Source organism: Thioalkalivibrio sp. ALD1, assembly GCF_000381245.1.
GTDB lineage: Bacteria > Pseudomonadota > Gammaproteobacteria > Ectothiorhodospirales > Ectothiorhodospiraceae > Thioalkalivibrio.
The window spans coordinates 40,508-57,021 of sequence record NZ_KB906241.1 but is presented as its reverse complement, the minus strand read 5'-3'; the positions used below and the strand labels follow the sequence as shown (position 1 = coordinate 57,021).

Here is a 16,514-nt window from a genome sequence, read left to right as displayed (position 1 = left end):
GGTCAGCTGCCGAACAGGTGGCTGAACACGCGCGCACCGCCGATATAGGTGCCGGCGGCAGAGCCCAGTGTGGTCAGCAGGAAGACCAGCAGTACGCGCGAGACCCGATTGCGCCACCAGCCCCGCGGGGTGGTGGTGTCCTGGCGCAGGCGCGCAAAGTCGTCGACACGCGGTTTGCGCAGGAAAAGCTCGGCCGCGGCGGCGACGAAGCCGACCCCGATGGTCGGGTTCAGCGAGGTCAGCGGTGCGGCCAGCGCCGCGGTGACCACGGTCAGCGGGTGGGCCAGCGCGATGATTGCGCCGATGGCGGCGAGGCCGCCGTTGATCATTACCCAGTCCATCACCATCTGCAGGCCGATGTCCGGATTGCGCAGGAAGCCGATCACGAAGCCGGTCAGGATGACGGCGACGATGACCCACGGCAGGATCTTCGGCCAGCGCGCCTTGGGCGGTGGCTGGTCGAGGGAATCGAGGATGGCATCGGGGGGCGTCAGGTCATCGCCCGCCTGGGTCGCGATCCCGGACAGGTGCCCGGCACCGACCACGGCGAGGATGCGGCGGTGGTTGCCGGACTCGGCCAGGCGCCGCAGGTGGGCCGCCATGTACTGGTCGCGCTCGTGGATCAGTGTCCGGTAGAGGTCCTCCGACTGTTCGGCGAACTCGCTGAAGGTCGACTCCAGCATGTCGCCTTCCTTCAGCCGTTCGATCTCCGATTCGTCGATCTTCTCGCGCGAAAGTACCGAGCCGAACAGGCCGCCGATCAGACCCATGCGTTGCCACCAGGGCACCGCGCGATAGGTGCGCCGCAGTGTCAGGCCGAGGTCGCGGTCGATCAGCGCCAGCGGCAGGCCACGATCCAGTGCCACGTCCATGGCCGCACGCATCTCGGCACCCGGTTCGATCCCGTACTGCTCGGCCAGGCGCTGTTGATAGGCGCCCAGCGCGAGGCTTGCGGCGATCATCGGCGCCTGACCCTGACGCATCACGCTGAACAGGTCCATGCGCCGGACCGCGTCCGGGTCGAGCATCGCGCGCTGGCGGCTTTCGCACAGTTCGATCGCCACCGCGTCGAATTCGCCGGTGTCCACCAGTGCGCGCACCTTGTCGGCACTGGCGCGGGACACGTGGGCCGTGCCGAGCACGACCACCTCGGTATCGCCGAGCTGCAGAATGCGGTGGGGTTCGTCGGCGATCAGGTCGTGAACGGAGGCGGTCATCGCAAGCGGGTGGTCCGGTTGGGCGCGCGGGCTGCAGCGCGGCAATCCTAGGGAGACACCACTTGAATCGCAAGCTTGCGACTCAAGTGGTGTCCGGTTGGGGTCGCTTCAGGGCTGCGACCTCCTCAGGATCATTCTTCAGTGTCTTCCGCGTCCGTCTCGGGTGCATCCTCGGCATCGGACTCGGGCAACGGCGCCCCGTCGGGGCCTACCGGCATCGGGGCCTCGGGGATGCGCAGCGTGTCCAGGCGTTCGAGTACGCGCAGGGCCCGTTCCCGGGCTGTAGCCAGACCGGAGTGGTTGGGGGCCATCGCGAGCCCCTCCTCCCAGGTGTTGACTGCCTCCTGGATCTGGCCGGCGGTGTACTGGCGGCGCCCCTCCTCCAGCAGTTGCTCCGCGCGTGCATCGCGCTGTGCGCGCCATTCTTCGCACAAGGATATGCGCGCCCGCTGGGCGGCCTGGTCGGGATCCGAGGCGTCTTCGTCCAGCTGCAGATCCCCGCTCCGGCACCACTGGGAGGCCCGCTGCAGCTCGCCCGCCTCTAGGGCCTGACGCAGTTGCGCATTGATCGCGGACAGCCGTTCGGCCTCTTTTTCGCGATCCTCGTCTTCTTCGCGTGTGCGCAACTCTTCGTTGAGTTCGCGGATGCGGGTGGCACGTTCACTTGCGGGGGACAAGTCCTGCGCCAGACGCAACAGCTCCAGACGCTCCTGCCCTTCGCTGTCCTCGGCATAGCGTTCCAGATTCTCGGCCAGGGTAGGCGCACGTTCGTTCAGGGCGTCCGGGTCTGCAGGCAATTGGTTGGTCTCCTGCACCAGGGGACGCATGATTTCCAGCAGGCGCAATTGTTCGACCAGATTGCGGGCCTCGAGTATGTCGTGGCGTTGCTGCAGAGTACGCAGTCCGACCTGGCGCTGGCGCTCCAGCTGGTCCATAAAGCGTGTGCGCTCCTCGCTCTCGGGCAAGCGGGAGTCGGCATCCTCCAGGATCCCGAGGGCCTCGGCGACCGCGCCCTCGGCCGAAACCGCGCGCGCATCCTTCATTGCCTGATCGGCCGCCTCTTGCGCCAGGACTTCGATCTCTTCGCGTCGGGTGGCCCATTCGTTGGCCGGTTCAGGTTCGTACTCGTCGAGCAGTTCCAGAGCTCGCTGGTAGTGGCCCTCTTCGACAGCGGTTTCGATCTGGTCTTCCGCCGTCATGAAGGGCTGCATGCCGGCACAGCCCTGGAAAAACAACAGGGCGAGCGCCACCAGCAGCAGATCAAGCCGCGAGACCCGGAAACCCATCAATCGGCGTCCGCCACCGCGAGGACGCGAACGACCTCGACAGGTTCGCTGACACCGTGCAGTTCGTGGATTCCCCAATGCTCGGTCTCGAAATGCCCTTTCACCTGCTCATGCTCCATAAAGCAATTTGTGGTCACCATGCCGGCGGAAGGCGCGACCGTGACCAGGCGAGCCGCCACGTTGACGGTGTCGCCGACCACGGTGAACTGCATGCGGTCTTGCGCGCCCATATTGCCGGCCAGCATCTCGCCCGCATTCAGGCCAATGCGAAACTCGACGCGTTCCTCGCCCCGACCTTGCCGTTCGGCGTTGATCGCCGCGACCGTTTCCAGCAGGGCGAGGCCGGTTCGGGCGGCGGTCTGGCGGTGATTGTCATCCCCACCGAGGCCAAATACCGCCATGGTACAGTCGCCCATGTACTTGTCTACCGTCCCACCGTGACGGGCAATACATTCCGCCATTGGACCGAAGAATTCGTTCAGCATGCGGCCGAGTTCTTCGGGTGTGCAGCGTTCCGACAGCGAGGTGTAGCCCTTGATGTCCGCGAACAGCACTGAGCCCTCGACCGCACGCCCGCCGAGTTCGATCCGGTCCAGGTTTTCCAGGATGTCCTGCGCGATCGCATCGGAGACGTAGCGGCGCAGAGCCGATTCGACCTGGTCCTTGCGCAGCAGATCCTGGGCCATGTTATTGAAGGCGGCAGTCAGTTGGGCGATCTCGTCCTCGTGCACCATCGGCAGAGGTCGTCCGTGTTCATCCACGGGGCGGCGGATGCGTTCGCGCATGGCATGTGCCAGGCGTTCGAGTGGACGCACCAGGCGCTTGCTGATGTCGATTGCCAGGATCAGGCTGAGCAGAAACACACCGACGGCAGTCGCAATCCCTGCGTTGATGGTGTTGCGGATCAGCTCCTGCATCGGGGTGGTGTCGATATGCGCCTCGATGTACCCGACCTGGACATCCTGAAAGCGCACCTCGCGCTGGTAGGGCTCTGCCGAGGCGGCCAGTGGCCAGACTCCTTCCCCGATGCCCCCGGGAGATGGTGGGGTGCCGGCCGAGGCGATGACGCCGCGGTCGATGGCGTAGGCGGTCACGGACTCGACGCGGCCGTCCTCGACCAGGGAGTTCAGCAGGGTTTCCAGCGTCAGGTAGTCCTCGGCCAGCATCAGCTCGGCCGAGGTGCGGGCAACCGGCGCCAGGGTCAGTTCGGCCTGCGCGCGGACCTGGTTATTGAGGACGTTGGTGACCTGGTTCAGCACCACGACCGAGAGGGTGCCGATGCCAAGCAAGGTGAGGACGGCTACGACTGCGACGATCTTCCAGGCAATGGGCAGATAACGCGGGGTGAAGTCCCCCGCAGACAGGCGCCCGTTGCTGGGTTTTCTGGATTTCACGAAACAGAAGCCACGGAGGGTTGGCGGCGTGGGTTCAGCCATTCCCGCCATTGATCGAACAGCGCGGCCGAACGGGCCGCAATGGCGGAGCGCTTTTCCAAGGAGCGGTCAAACGCCGATGCACCGTCGAGGTTGCTCATCGTACCGCCCGCGCGGGCCAGCATCAGGCTCCCGGCGGCACTGTCCCACAGTGCCTGTCCTCCATGCAGATACACATCTGCCCGTCCGGTCGCCAGCCACGCCCATTCCAGGGCGCAGGCACCCAGGTTGCGTTGCGATCGGTACGGGGCGTCCGTGGCCATCGCACTGGCCAGGGCGGGGTCCAGGCGCTTGTAGTCGACCAGCGCGATCGCCTTGTCCAGGCGGCTGACCGGAGCGCGGTCGGCGGCCGGGGGTGGCGCCTCGTTCAGCAGTAATGGCCCGTCTTCGCGCGCGGTAAAGAGCTCGTCGCGTACTGGGTCATAGGTCGCGCCGTGGGTGACCCGGTCTCCCTCGATGCGGGCAACGGAGATCGCGAAGAAGGGCATGCCGCCCGCAAAGTTGCTGGTGCCGTCCAGTGGATCGACCAGCCAGAAGGCGGGTGCCTGCTCGAGCACGCGGGTCTGCTCCTGTCGGGATTGTTCCTCGCTCAGCACGGGCTCGTCCGTGACCGCGCACTCCAGCAGATTGCGCAGCCGTGCATCGACCGCGTGGTCGGCTTGGGTGATCACCGAGCCGTCCGCCTTGTAGTCCACAGCGATCCCGGCTTCGAAGCGCGGTAGCAGTTCGCTCTGGCCGATGGTGCGAAGCTCGGCGGCAAGTTGATTGAATGCAATGGCGCTAATGGACATGGGGCGTCGGGTCTGGGGCAATCGTCGGCGAAAAGTGGAATGTGGGTATCATACCGATCCATGACGCCTTTGCTGATAATCCTCGCGCTGGTTCTGGTGGCCTTTTACGTGAACGATTCCTGGCGCACGCACGAACGGGTCCGCCGGATCGCGCGGCGTAGTTGCGAACAGGCTGGTGTGCAGTTCCTGGATGGCAGCGTGGTGCGCACGCGCCAGGCCATCCGGCGCCAGCCCGGAGGGCTGGCCTGGCGGCGGCAGTACCGCTTTGAATTTGCCATTGACGGTTCCAGCCGGCATGTCGGCGAGATCTCGCTGGATGGGCGGCGCCTGCGCCAGGTCACCCTGGACCTGCCCGATGATGGGCGTCTCGTCGAGGGCAATGACAATGTCGGGCATCGGACTCCCGAACGATGACACTGAGCGAGCTGCGCTATGTCGTTGCGGTAGCCGACCGGCGTCATTTTGGCCGTGCGGCCGAGGCCTGTCATGTCAGTCAGCCATCTTTGTCCGTCGCCATTCGCAAACTCGAGGACGAACTGGGCGTCCCCCTGTTCGAGCGCGGTCGTGGCGAGGTCAGCGTGACCCCGGCTGGCGAGCAGGTGGTCGCCCAGGCCCGACGGGTGCTGACCGAGGTGGAACAGCTGCGCGCGGTGGCAGTGCAGAGTCAGGACCAGTTGACGGGGCCTCTGCGCCTGGGGGCGATCTACACCATTGGCCCCTATCTGCTGCCCGAGCTGATTCCGGCGCTGCGCGAACGGGCCCCCAGGATGCCGCTGGTCATCGAAGAGAACTATACCGCGCAGTTGCGTGAGCGTCTGAAGCATGGCGAACTGGACGCGATCATCATCTCGCTGCCATTCGAAGAGCCGGGTGTGGTTTCGCTGCCGTTGTACGACGAACCCTTCGTTGCGGTGCTTCCGGGTGGCCACCCGCTACAGGACAAGGAGACGCTGACCCTGGAAGACATGGCGGATGCCACCTTGCTGATGCTTGGCGCCGGGCACTGTTTCCGTGACCAGGTGCTGGAGCGGTGTGCCGCCTGTCAGCGGACCGTCACCGCGGATGGCAGTACGCCGCGTAACCTGGAGGGGTCTTCACTGGAGACCATTCGCCATATGGTGGCTTCGGGTATGGGGGTGACCATTCTGCCGTGCACTGCGGTGGGGGCTGATCGCTACGCCCAGCGCCTGCTGGCTGTGCGTCGGTTCGAGGAGCCGGTACCCAGTCGCCGGGTGGCACTGGCCTGGCGAACCAGCTTCCCGCGTCCGGAGGCAATCGAGGCCCTGCGCCAGGCGGTGCTGGCGACGGCGCTGACCTGTGTGGACTTCATTCAACCCGGTGAGAGCCCCTGAAGTTCCGGGCGGCGAGCTTCAGGCCCAAACCGTTCATGAAACGTTCGGCCTAGTGACTGGCCAGGACCCGGTTGCGGCCGGATTGCTTGGCGCCGTAAAGCGCCTCGTCGGCCTTCTGGTAGAGGGCCTGCAGTGACGTCGTGCGGCCAATGCTCGCGACCCCGATGCTGGCTGTGACCTTGACCGCGCCCTCGCTTTGCAGAGCCGACGCATCGTCGGCCGTCGCGGTGGTGCGGATGTTGCCAATTGCCAGGCGGATGCGCTCCGCGCATTCCATCGCGCAGGCCAGATCGGCGCCCGGCAGAACGGCCAGAAACTCCTCTCCGCCCATGCGTACGAGCAGATCGGACTGCCGAGTGGCGGTGCGCAGCGTATCGGCGACGCGGCGCAACAACTCGTCGCCCACGGAGTGGCCGTATTCGTCGTTGATTCGCTTGAAGTGATCCAGGTCGATCGCCAGCACGGACAAGGGGCGCTCCTGGCGCCGGCAGTCGGCCAGCCATTTGGCACCCTGGATCTCGAAGGCGCGGCGGTTACCCAGTCCTGTCAGTTCATCGGCCTCAAGGCTGGACATGAGCCGACGGAAACGGTGGGCGTTGTGCAGGGACGGTGCGGCAAGACCCAGCAATGCCTCGATCTGTTCTTGCTCTGCGTCGCTGAAGCGGCGCCCGCGCATCAGGATCAGCGAGCCCATGTTGACGCCGTTGTAGCTCAGGCCGTACTCGATACGGTGGCGGTCATCCTCGCCGCCCGACCAGCTCTGGTCGTCGCCCTCGGTGTAGAAGATCCACCCCGAGTGCTTCACGAGTGCGTGAAGCTGTTCGTGCAACCGCTGAAGGACGGTGTCGAACTCCAGCGTAGTGGTCAGGGACTGGACGAAGGCCAGCGCATCGAAGGGTGCCTCGGTGCGCTTGGTGGATTTTCCCTTGCCCGATACCAGGCGCAGATTCCCTGCGTTTCCGTCGCGATTCATGGCGGCCTCGCCGTGTCCTGACTCTTGGAGCCTGAGTCAAGCGATTTTTGTGCCACATTAAAAATGTAATTAATTATCAGTATCTTGTTGTTTATGGTTGTGGCTTGGTGACGAAAAAACGGCGCCGGTCTGCCGGGGTGGCAAAGGGGGGCCGCCCCGGCCGGCAAGGGTCGTCAATAATTTGACACATGGGTCCGGGGCAGGCCTTTGATCACGTACGCCCGCGTGTGTACTGGCAAGCGTTTCCCTAAACTGCTCCGATGATCCGACTTTCCGATATTGAATTGCGGCGTGGCCGGCAGGTGCTGCTGCAGCGCAGCGACCTGACCGTTCATGCCGGCTGGCGCGTGGGACTCACCGGTGCCAACGGCTGCGGCAAATCGTCACTGCTGGCCGCCTTGCAGGGCGAACTGTCAGTGGATGCCGGTAGTGTCGAGGTGCCGATGGAATGGGTGGTGGCCCACCTCCCGCAGGAGGTCCCGGGCAGCCCTCGCCGTGCGGTCGACTATGTACTCGATGGCGATGCCGAGCTGCGTGATCTGGAACGGCGGCTGGAGTCGGTCGAGGATGGTGCCGAGCACGCGCGGCTGTATGCGGCCATCGACGCGATCGATGGCTGGTCCGCCGAGGCGCGGGCGCGGCGCCTGCTGGCCGGCCTCGGTTTTGCGCCGGAGGATGCCGAGCGCCCGATGAGCGACTTTTCGGGCGGCTGGCGCATGCGCCTGGGTCTGGGGCGGACCCTGATGACCCGCTCGGACCTCCTGCTGCTGGACGAACCGACCAACCACCTCGACATGGAGGCCATACTCTGGCTGGAGGGCTGGCTGGCGCGCTATCCCGGTACCGTGATCGTGATTGCCCACGACCGGCGCTTCCTTGATGGGGTGGTCACGCACATCGCGCATATCGAACGCGGACAGATCGAGATCTACAGCGGGGGGTACACCCAGGCGGAGGCCCGACGCGCGGAGGTCGCGGCCCAAAGCGAGGCCGCGGCCGCGAAGGTCGCCGCCGAGCGTGCACACCTGGAGGATTTCGTGCGCCGTTTTCGCGCCAAGGCAAGCAAGGCGCGTCAGGCTCAGAGCCGGCTGAAGCGCCTCGAGCGGCTGGACGAAGTGGCCGTGATCCGCGCGGCGCGCCCGATCCACCTGGAGATCCCGACGCCGGAGCGCCTGCCCGATCCACTGCTGGCGCTGGAGGCGGCCGAGGTCTGTAACGGCGAGACCTGCCGCCTGCACGCGACCGACCTGCGGCTGCGCCCGGAAGATCGTATTGGTGTCCTGGGACCTAACGGCGCCGGCAAATCGACACTGTTGTCCCTGCTGGCAGGCGTGCTCGCGCCAACGGCGGGTGAGCGGCGTGTCGACCCCAGCCTGCGGGTGGGTTATTTCGCCCAGCATCAGCGCGAGCAACTGGATCTTGCGGCCTCGCCCCTGACCCATATGACGCGGCTGGATGCGGCTGCTCCCGAGCAGCGCCTGCGTGATTTTCTGGGTGGTATGGGATTCCCCGGCGAGCGCGCGGATGCACCCGTCGGGCAGTGCTCTGGCGGCGAACGGGTGCGCCTGGTGCTGGGTATGCTGATCTGGCAGGCACCCGCATTGTTGTTGCTCGATGAGCCGACCAACCACCTGGACCTCGATATGCGCGAGGCCCTCGCGGAGGCGCTGGAGAACTATGCTGGCGGGCTGGTCGTGGTGGCCCACGACCGTGAGTTGCTGGCACGCGTGTGCGACCGTTTCTGGCGGCTCGAAGGCGGCTGTCTGACGGAGTTCGACGGCGATCTGGACGACTACGCGCGCGAACTGCAACGCGAACGGGAGACGACGGCTGCCTCCGCGCCGCCGGCGTCGAATACGTCGGAAGCGCCGCTTTCGCAGAAGGAACGCCGCCAGCAGGCCGCGCAGGCGCGTGCGGCGTTACGCCCGATACAGAAGCGGGCCGATGCGGCGGAGCAGGCTTGTGGCGAATTACAACGGCGGCTAGAGACGATCGAGGGCGAGCTGGCCGATCCCGCGCTGTACACCGGAGACAGCGCGGGCCGTCTGGCGGAGCTTACCCGCGAGCAGGGCGAGCTGCGTACGCGCCTGGAGGCCGTCGAGGCGGAATGGATGGAGGCACTGGAGGAGCTCGAGTCGGCCCGCGGGCATTCTGTGGGTCAGGTCTAATGTCCGAGTCTTGAACTCAGGTATTCAGGCGTCTATACAAGTAGAGTGAATGCACCGGCAAGAGGAGTCATTCGCAATGAATGCACAGGAACTCAATCGTCGCTGTGTCGAACTCTTTCACCACCCGGACGCACAATTGCACTGCTGGCACCCCCGCATGTTCTGGGAGACCCATATGGTGGAAAACCCGAAGCCGGAGGACCTGCAGAAGCCGAAAGTGGACCTGCGCGAACTGGAGGTGCTGCTGGCCGAGGCCACGCACCAGGACTCGCAATGTGCCGCCGAGCTGGAGCAGGAGGCCCCCGGTCGGGCGACCCTGATCCGGCACATGGTCGAGCGCGGCGAGATGCCGTTGCTGCATCGGCCTCACTGATTTAACTGGGTCCCTGGCGGGACTCCGGCCCGGTCCTCCGTCGGGCAGCTTGGGCCCCGGCAGAACTGACTGCCGGGGCCTTCTTTATCCGGACGGAGGCGTGCGTTACTGGCGGATAAAGTCGGAGAAGTACAGGGCCTCGATGCGGGGGGCGCCAGTCAGTTCCTCGAGCAGTTCGTTGAGTTCCTCCAGTACCTCATGGCGCAGATCTTCGCGGGCCTCGCTGCCACGCAGGCTGTCCGGGGAGCGGCCTCCCATGATGCGAATGATGCGATCGCGGACGGCCGGGATATGTCCGCGGATCTCGCGGGCATCCTCCATCTCGGCCGCCTCGAGCTGAATCTTGGCCTGAAGGTAGCGGGCGCGGTCCGTCGCCTCCATGTTGACCACGATGGGTTCCAGCGTCACGTAGCGGCTGTCGAGATCATCGACCGCAAGGGCACTGCCGGGGACGATCCACCACAGCAGGGCGAGCAGGGAAAGGCTGAGTGACACAGTCTTCATGCGGAGATCTCGTGTGGCAAATGGGTCCCTTGCGTGGCGATGGTCGCCGCGCGACGGTGCGGTTCCTGGCGAAAATATCGGCTCAGATGATCATAGACCGCCGGAAGGGTCTCGCGCAGCCTCCGAGGTTCGAAGAAGAACACTTCCGCGGCCACGGCCAGGAACTCCTCCGGCGCGGTCGCGGCGTAGGGGTCCAGCGGTAGCTGGTCTTCGGGGGTATCGTTCTCCACGGCCTCGACAAATGCCTCGTAGGCGGAGGTGAAGTCGCGGGTCCAGTCTTCGGCGGAGTGATCGCGTTCCAGTGGCGGAAAGCCATTCACGTCGCCGTTGCCGGCATCCAGTACATGGGTCATTTCATGTACCACCACGGCACCATCGCGAATGACATCGGCCCAGGACAGGATCACCGGTCCGCGTTCCCAGACCTCGCCGGACTGCGGCATGGCCCCCTGATGCACGATGCCGTCCTCGTCCACCCATTCGTGTTCGGGCACGAACGTATCCGGATACAGCACCAGCGTGCGCCAGTCGCGGTAGGGCGCGAGTCCGAGCTCCAGTACGGGCAGTGCGGCGTAGGCGGCAATCATTCGGCACTGCCCGTGGGTGGGTTCCGACTCGATGCCCACAAACTCCCGGGTGCCCAGGATTTCTTCCACCAGTCCCTTCAGGCGTTCGGACTCCTCGGGCGACAGGGTTGCGACAAAGGGCACCTGACGGCGCAGGGTCTCCCATTCATCGGGACCTAGCGAGACTCGGCCGGCATGGCTTGCGGCAAAGGGCTCGATCAGCCGCTTGAGCAGGCCGCGCAACGGATAGTGGGGCGTGTCGTGCATAGCGACATCGTCGCATGTTTGTGGCCGGTCTGCCGACTGCAGGGGGACGACAAGCCTTGAGGTGCGGGGGTTCGCGTCATGTTTGACGGGGCAGGGGGGAGCGTTGGCCAATCCGTCCAAAAAAACCCGCCACCGGACACGGCGGCGGGGCGGCCAGTCGCCTAGAAGCGGTAGCCGAGGCCAACCATGAAGCGCTGGGCATCGGAGTCGAAGCGCAACGTCATTTCGTCCTCGATCCGATAGCGCTCGCGCTCGTAGAAGGTGTAGGAATACTCGGCGCGCATAAACAGCCGGCTGTCCAGTTGGTACTCGATGCCCACGCCGATCCGGGCGCCATTGGTGCTGTCCTTAAAACGGAGGGACATGTCCTCTTCCGTTTCGGTCAGGCGGTAATCGAATCGCGCGCGCTGGTACCCAGCCAGCCCGTAGAGCAGGACGCTGTCGTTTACCGTGGTCCCGAGGCGGCCGGTGATGCCGTAGCTGTATTTGCTGTCTACACCCAGCTCTGCATCATCAATCCGCACCGTCAGGTCGGCATCTTCGGTTTGCGCATCGAACTCGACGCCCAGATAGAGCCCGTTGTCCAGCACTGTCCCCCAACCGGTCATCACGCCTCCGGTCGCTCCGGAGGCACTCATGCCCGAAATGCGGCCATCGTCATTTTCGCGGTAGTCGATGTCGTAACCGACCCAGCCGAGCTGCCCGCCGACGTACCAGCCGTGAAAGGGACTGGCATGGGCGGATCCGGTCGCGGCCAGCAGTGTGAAGGTGCCGGCAAGGGCGACCCCGAGACGAGTCTTGTTGTGCATGGTTATGCTCCCAATTTTATTGTGAGTGCGGCGAGATTCGGATGTCCCGCGCGTGGCGAATGGTGGCACAGTTTCCGGTGGGGCGGGCACTGCATCGATGGTTCTATGCCAGAATCGCTCGCTCGGGTAGCCCCTGCGGCTGCAATACGCAAGCGATGGAGTTGAACGAATGCACAAGCAAACAGGAATCCTGGCAGCGCTGCTGATGGCGGTACTTTGGGGGGGCGTCGCGGCCGCGGGTGAGGTCCATACGGTCGAGCAACTGAATCAGGCGCCGGCGGAACTCGAGGGTGAAGAAGTGCGCCTGGAGGGGATCGTCGGCCGGGTCAACGAGGACATCATGGGTGTTAATTTCATTCACTTCGTTGACGGCACGGGCAACGAAGGTGATTACATCACCATTACCTCCAGCGAGTTGCCGGAGGTGGGCGATCGGGTCTCGGTGACCGGCATACTGGTCCTGGATCGCGACTTCGGCGCGGGCTACGCCTATCCCGTACTGATCGAGGAAGCAGAGTTTTCGAGCCAGTAACCGCGGTAGCTTAAGGAAGCACTGACCAGTGTTTCCTTAATCGGCAAGGTGGCGCTTCAGCCACTCGAGCTCTTCTTCCGGCCACTCCGTGGCCGTCACCGCCTGCCAGGCATCGATGTAGTGCTCGGTGGCATAGACGTGTCCGTAGCCGCGCGGCGCGGCATCGCCGATAGCCACGTCCACGGCTAGCTGCAGCATGGTGACCACCGGGTACCAAGTCAGGTCCGGCGAGACATCCGGGCCGCGTGGGTGCTGCATCCACTCGGGTTTGCGGTACAGCGCCTGTGGTTCGAAGAAGGTGATCGGATCGCTTGCATATTGCAGGTAGACGATGCGCATCGGGCCCCAGGAGGCGCCGGGGATGTCCAGATGATTCTCCTGATTGGTGAAGCGCACCACCGAGCTGTCGCGAAAACGCGGTAGCCAGGCCGGGGAATCCGGCTGGCGCTGGCGTGTGATGTCGCGCCAGGTCTCGCTGCGGAAAGGCGGCCCCGCCCATAACGCACCGTTGAACGGGTCACCGATTACGTCGTAGAGGTCCGCCGCGCGTTCGGAGTTCAGCGCGCCCAGGCTCAGGCCGTAGAGGTACAGTTCCGGACGGGCGTCCGCGGGGAGCTGTTTCCAGTAGCTGTATATCTCCGCGAATACGGCCTGGGCCGTCTCGTGACCGTACTGGGATTCGGACATCAGCGACAGCCAGCTGGGCAGGTAGGAGTACTGCACGGCGACGGTTGCGATGTCGCCGCCGTGCAGGTACTCCACCGGCGCGATCGCGCGGTTATCCACCCAGCCGCGCCCGGTGGGTGTGGCCAGGATCAGCACGGATCGCTCGAAGGCATTCGCCCGGACCAGTTCCTGTAGGGCCAGCCGTGCCCGGTCTTCGATGGTTTCGGCCGCGTTCAGCCCGACGTAGACCCGAATCGGATCCAGGGCTTCCTCGCCGGTGAATTCCGTGATGTCGGTGGCAGCAGGTGCATCGCCGACAAAGCGCTGCCCCTGGCGGCCAAGACCCTCTTCCCAGGAGACCAGCGACTCGGCACTGCCCGTGCGGGCGGAATTGGTCGGCTGTTCGGCGCCGGGGTACTCGCGTACGTCGAACTGTTGAAAGCTGCGATCGGCGGTGCGCAGGCCGTATTCCAGGACCACGCCGTCGATCACGGCCCAGAATACCGCGGCGGCGGCCACCACACCGATCACATTCGAAAGCCGACGCGGGATAAAGCGCCGCAGGTGCTGCGCTAGAAAGCGCACCAGTAGCTGGAACAGCCGGGCGACGGTCAGGGTCGCGGCGAACACGGCCGCGGCGATCAGCCCCAGGCGCACCGGGAAGCCCCCATCCACCGGCTCCTGATCCATCAACTCGCGAATGGTGTTCTGCCACTCGGTGGCCTGCCACAGAAAAGCCAGCACAATCAGTGCGGCGCCACCCCCGGCGATCAGCACCAGGGTGTTGTGCACGCGCTCGCTGGGTTCGGGCAGCTCCAGGTAGGACCACAGCCAGTGGAAAAACACGCCCAGCCCGTAGCCGGCGGCGAGCGACAGACCGGACAGGATGCCCTGCACGTCGTCGGTACGCGGGATCAAACTCGGGGTCAGCGAAGCGGCAAAGAATAAAGTGGCCAGTATCAGCCCCGGGATCGACAGTGACCCCAGGACACGGGTGGCCCAGCCCGGCCAGATGAAGCGCCGCAGGCGGGTTTGCAGACGGCCGACAACAGACATCGCGTGTGCGGTTCCTTCGCGGATGGAAAGCCTCATCCTGTCTGGCACACGGGCGGGGTTCAAGTCTCCCCGGCGAAGGCAGATGTGCTCTGCGATCTATTGACCGTTATGCCACCGTGCGAAAGCGAAAGGTGGCTTCGACCATGCGCAGGGCCACACCGAACAGGGCCACCTGCAGCAGCAGGCCTCCTGTCGCCGCCCCGGCCGTCAGGCCGGTGGCGAGCCCGAGCGCCATGAGCAGCATCAGGAGCGTGGCGGCGATGCGGCTGCGCAGCCAGCCGCCGACCACGGCGAGCAGTGCGACCAGAGTCCCCTCCATCATTGTCGGGGTGTGCTGGATCAGCAGGCCGAGTGCGACGACGACGGCGCCGGCCAGTGCCAGGACCCAACCGGCGACGCGGGCCAGGCGCTGTGCCTTTCCCGTCTCGTCGATCGTCTGCAGCAGAAGCCACAGGCCGGTTCCCGCTCCGGCCCAGTGGCGTGAACGTGAGTCCTTCATCGCGCCAGCGTACAACGCGAAGGTGACCGTTCTGTGACAAGCGGTTTTCGCGATTCAATCACCGCGGCCCTGAGGATGATTCCGGCGGACGGCTCTCCGGACAGAGAGTGTCCGGGCGGGCCATGTCTGTTGCCAGGCATGGCCCGCCCCATCGCGGATTACTGGCGTGCGGCTCTGGCGGCATTGCCTCACGGGCGTTGGTTCAGGGCATGGTCCAGCAACGCCTCGAAGGCCGGTTCGGCCCGTTCCACCGCACGCTCCAGACTCGGATGCGGCTGCAGCGTAGTCATGAATTTCGGATGCAGCATAGAGAGTTTCGTGTTGCCGTTCTCCTCGTACAGAGCGACGTGGCCGCAGGGCATCATCGCGCCGACGTGCAGTCCGGCATCCACGATGTCCGGGCCCAGTGGCAGATAGCAGACCTTCAGTGCCGTGATATCGCCACCGGCCAGGTCGAACTTCGCCAGAAAGATCCAGTCTTCTTCGTTTTCGGCAAACTCGCGAATCGTTCCTGCCAGTTGTTCGCGCGGTTGCTCGGCGTCGTGGATGATGAAGTGGTCGTCGGGTTCGGCAGCGACCGCCGGGCCGGTCAGGGCCAGGGTCGTGGCGGCGGCTAAGGACAGGGCAAGGGCCGTGAAAGGTGAATGCGTCGTCATGGTTCGTTTCTCCGTGATGTCAGACCCGCACGATCTCCGGCTTCAGCGACCAGGAGATCATCAGCAGTTCCTCCTTCTCGCGCTGGCCGACTTCGTGTTCGTCGAGGGCCTCGACGATGTCGTCGACCACCGCGACGAATTCCTCTTCGCTGATGTTCATGCCGCGATGGGTGGTCAGCATGTCGCGTCCGCTGTAGGCCTGGGGGCCGCCGGTACCGTTGCAGATGAATTCGGTCACCAGGCGAATCACTTCATCGCGATCCGTGTCGACGTAGCGCTTGCGGACGGTGGCGTTCTGCGTGTGCTTGTCGAAGATGGTGCTGGCGAGTTCGTGGATGCCTGTCTCGCCGCCCAGGCGTTCGTACAGGGAAGTCATTAACCGGCTCCAACGATTGGGATTGCCGTGAGACTAGCCAGCTCCCGGACAAGGCGCTGCTGCGATCTTGCGCTTCAGGACCGGATCTTGCGGTTTTCGCGGGGGCGGGATTCGCAGACACCTGCACGTTTTCGGTAGGCACCGGGGCTAAGGCCGGTCACCGCGCGGAAGTGACGCGCGAATTGCTGCGAGGAATAGCCGACTTCCGAGGCGACTGCGCCGATCGAAAGGGGAGTCCGTTCCAGGAGGTCGAGGGCGCACTGTATGCGCAACCCGATCAGAAAGCGGTGCGGAGGGATCCCATGCGTGGCGCGAAAGGCACGGGCGAAATGCCAGGGCGACAGGTCGCACAGCGCGGCGAGCTCAGAAAGGGTGATGCGCTGATCAAGGTGTGCCCGCATGTATTCGACGACGCGGGTCGAATGGTGGGGTGCCAGTCCGCCACACCGGACGTCGACGTCCGCGCTCTGCCCCGCCAGCCGTGCCAGCCGTATGACCAGTATGGCGATCATGCTCTCCACAAACACGCGAGCCGCTGGGTCCGGGCGGCCCATCTCCTGCCACAGGGCCGCCAGGGCCTGGCTTACCAGAGGGTCGGCCTGCACGCGGGTATGCAGGGAACCAAAATCCAGAGGGTCATCGGGGTCGCGTTCCAGGCAAGCGCGGGCGAGTTCCGTAGGTATGCCGAGAAAACGCATCCTGGCGGGGTCGTGCATCTGGCAGTAAGTAGGAACGTTGGGGGCGATCAGCACGAACTCCTTCGGGTGCGCCCAGCCGGAAAAAGCCCCGGCGCCGATATCGCAACGAAAGCGAAAGGGCGGCCCGCAGGTGTCGCTGATCATCAGCTCGCGCACCGGGGGCGTGCTCATGCGCCCGGGTGGATGGGCATTCTCGATCATCGGAACCGGTGGGTCCGTTCGCGCTCGCGCTTCCTTCAGGAACGGTGTGTTCCGCCCCCGAACAAAGAAGTCGAGCATGCTGCATGGATCT

18 protein-coding genes are annotated in these 16,514 nt (G+C 65.0%); 5 read left to right on the top strand and 13 right to left on the bottom strand.

The annotated features are described in order from the left end of the window. Window positions 1–2: 2 nt before the first annotated feature. The 4 genes from F623_RS0100275 to F623_RS0100260 all read right to left on the bottom strand — a co-directional run bounded on the left by F623_RS0100275 (window position 3) and on the right by F623_RS0100260 (window position 4,727). The gene (locus F623_RS0100275; protein WP_018862666.1) at window positions 3–1,217 is read right to left on the bottom strand and encodes a TraB/GumN family protein; all 1,215 of its coding nucleotides are present in this window, start codon (window positions 1,215–1,217) and stop codon (window positions 3–5) included. A gap of 131 nt (window positions 1,218–1,348) precedes the next feature. Then, entirely contained in the window at window positions 1,349–2,503 is a 1,155-nt protein-coding gene (locus F623_RS0100270; RefSeq protein WP_018862667.1) for a hypothetical protein, read from the bottom strand. Then, complete coding sequence (locus F623_RS0100265; RefSeq protein WP_026278781.1) at window positions 2,503–3,867, bottom strand: adenylate/guanylate cyclase domain-containing protein; 1,365 nt, start codon at window positions 3,865–3,867, stop codon at window positions 2,503–2,505. Before F623_RS0100265 ends, F623_RS0100270 begins: the two co-directional genes overlap by 1 nt. A gap of 26 nt (window positions 3,868–3,893) precedes the next feature. Further along, complete coding sequence (locus F623_RS0100260) at window positions 3,894–4,727, bottom strand: inositol monophosphatase family protein (protein WP_018862669.1); 834 nt, start codon at window positions 4,725–4,727, stop codon at window positions 3,894–3,896. 60 nt (window positions 4,728–4,787) lie between these two features. Between F623_RS0100260 and F623_RS0100255 the strand changes: the two genes are divergently transcribed. Both F623_RS0100255 and F623_RS0100250 read left to right on the top strand, forming a co-directional pair. Further along, complete coding sequence (locus F623_RS0100255; protein WP_019572126.1) at window positions 4,788–5,141, top strand: DUF3301 domain-containing protein; 354 nt, start codon at window positions 4,788–4,790, stop codon at window positions 5,139–5,141. Continuing rightward, a complete protein-coding gene (locus tag F623_RS0100250; protein WP_018862671.1) occupies window positions 5,138–6,079 on the top strand; it encodes a hydrogen peroxide-inducible genes activator in 942 nt (313 codons plus the stop codon). Before F623_RS0100255 ends, F623_RS0100250 begins: the two co-directional genes overlap by 4 nt. A 49-nt stretch (window positions 6,080–6,128) precedes the next feature. Here the strand turns inward: F623_RS0100250 and F623_RS0100245 are convergent, their stop codons facing one another. After that, window positions 6,129–7,052 carry a GGDEF domain-containing protein gene (locus tag F623_RS0100245; RefSeq protein WP_018868702.1) on the bottom strand — a complete coding sequence of 308 codons (924 nt, stop codon included), beginning with the start codon at window positions 7,050–7,052 and terminating at the stop codon, window positions 6,129–6,131. A gap of 260 nt (window positions 7,053–7,312) precedes the next feature. On the opposite strand from F623_RS0100245, the gene F623_RS0100240 reads away from it, so the two are divergent. Then, window positions 7,313–9,220, top strand: coding sequence for an ABC-F family ATP-binding cassette domain-containing protein (locus F623_RS0100240; protein ID WP_018868703.1), 1,908 nt, complete (start codon window positions 7,313–7,315; stop codon window positions 9,218–9,220). Window positions 9,221–9,296: 76 nt separating this feature from the next. Further along, complete coding sequence (locus F623_RS0100235) at window positions 9,297–9,593, top strand: hypothetical protein (RefSeq protein ID WP_018862674.1); 297 nt, start codon at window positions 9,297–9,299, stop codon at window positions 9,591–9,593. A gap of 105 nt (window positions 9,594–9,698) precedes the next feature. On the opposite strand, the gene fliL is transcribed toward F623_RS0100235, so the two are convergent. The 3 genes from fliL to F623_RS0100220 all read right to left on the bottom strand — a co-directional run bounded on the left by fliL (window position 9,699) and on the right by F623_RS0100220 (window position 11,739). Beyond that, window positions 9,699–10,097, bottom strand: coding sequence for a flagellar basal body-associated protein FliL (fliL, locus tag F623_RS0100230; protein ID WP_018862675.1), 399 nt, complete (start codon window positions 10,095–10,097; stop codon window positions 9,699–9,701). Next, on the bottom strand, window positions 10,094–10,930 hold the full coding sequence (locus F623_RS0100225) for a zinc-dependent peptidase (RefSeq protein ID WP_018868704.1): 837 nt from the start codon (window positions 10,928–10,930) through the stop codon (window positions 10,094–10,096). The genes fliL and F623_RS0100225 overlap by 4 nt, the downstream gene beginning before the upstream one ends. Window positions 10,931–11,091: 161 nt before the next feature. After that, window positions 11,092–11,739 carry an outer membrane protein gene (locus F623_RS0100220; protein ID WP_018868705.1) on the bottom strand — a complete coding sequence of 216 codons (648 nt, stop codon included), beginning with the start codon at window positions 11,737–11,739 and terminating at the stop codon, window positions 11,092–11,094. Window positions 11,740–11,908: 169 nt separating this feature from the next. Between F623_RS0100220 and F623_RS0100215 the strand changes: the two genes are divergently transcribed. Next, the gene (locus F623_RS0100215; RefSeq protein WP_018862678.1) at window positions 11,909–12,271 is read left to right on the top strand and encodes a hypothetical protein; all 363 of its coding nucleotides are present in this window, start codon (window positions 11,909–11,911) and stop codon (window positions 12,269–12,271) included. A 36-nt stretch (window positions 12,272–12,307) separates the two neighbouring features. Here the strand turns inward: F623_RS0100215 and F623_RS0100210 are convergent, their stop codons facing one another. The 5 genes from F623_RS0100210 to F623_RS12780 all read right to left on the bottom strand — a co-directional run bounded on the left by F623_RS0100210 (window position 12,308) and on the right by F623_RS12780 (window position 16,501). Continuing rightward, window positions 12,308–13,993, bottom strand: coding sequence for an alpha/beta-hydrolase family protein (locus F623_RS0100210; RefSeq protein ID WP_018862679.1), 1,686 nt, complete (start codon window positions 13,991–13,993; stop codon window positions 12,308–12,310). A gap of 106 nt (window positions 13,994–14,099) precedes the next feature. Then, a complete protein-coding gene (locus tag F623_RS0100205) occupies window positions 14,100–14,492 on the bottom strand; it encodes a hypothetical protein (protein ID WP_018862680.1) in 393 nt (130 codons plus the stop codon). A 188-nt stretch (window positions 14,493–14,680) separates the two neighbouring features. Next, the gene (locus tag F623_RS0100200; protein WP_018862681.1) at window positions 14,681–15,148 is read right to left on the bottom strand and encodes a DUF302 domain-containing protein; all 468 of its coding nucleotides are present in this window, start codon (window positions 15,146–15,148) and stop codon (window positions 14,681–14,683) included. A 19-nt stretch (window positions 15,149–15,167) separates the two neighbouring features. Continuing rightward, a complete protein-coding gene (locus F623_RS0100195) occupies window positions 15,168–15,524 on the bottom strand; it encodes a group 1 truncated hemoglobin (protein WP_018862682.1) in 357 nt (118 codons plus the stop codon). Window positions 15,525–15,598: 74 nt separating this feature from the next. Next, window positions 15,599–16,501 carry a helix-turn-helix domain-containing protein gene (locus F623_RS12780; RefSeq protein WP_051074687.1) on the bottom strand — a complete coding sequence of 301 codons (903 nt, stop codon included), beginning with the start codon at window positions 16,499–16,501 and terminating at the stop codon, window positions 15,599–15,601. Window positions 16,502–16,514 lie beyond the last annotated feature (13 nt).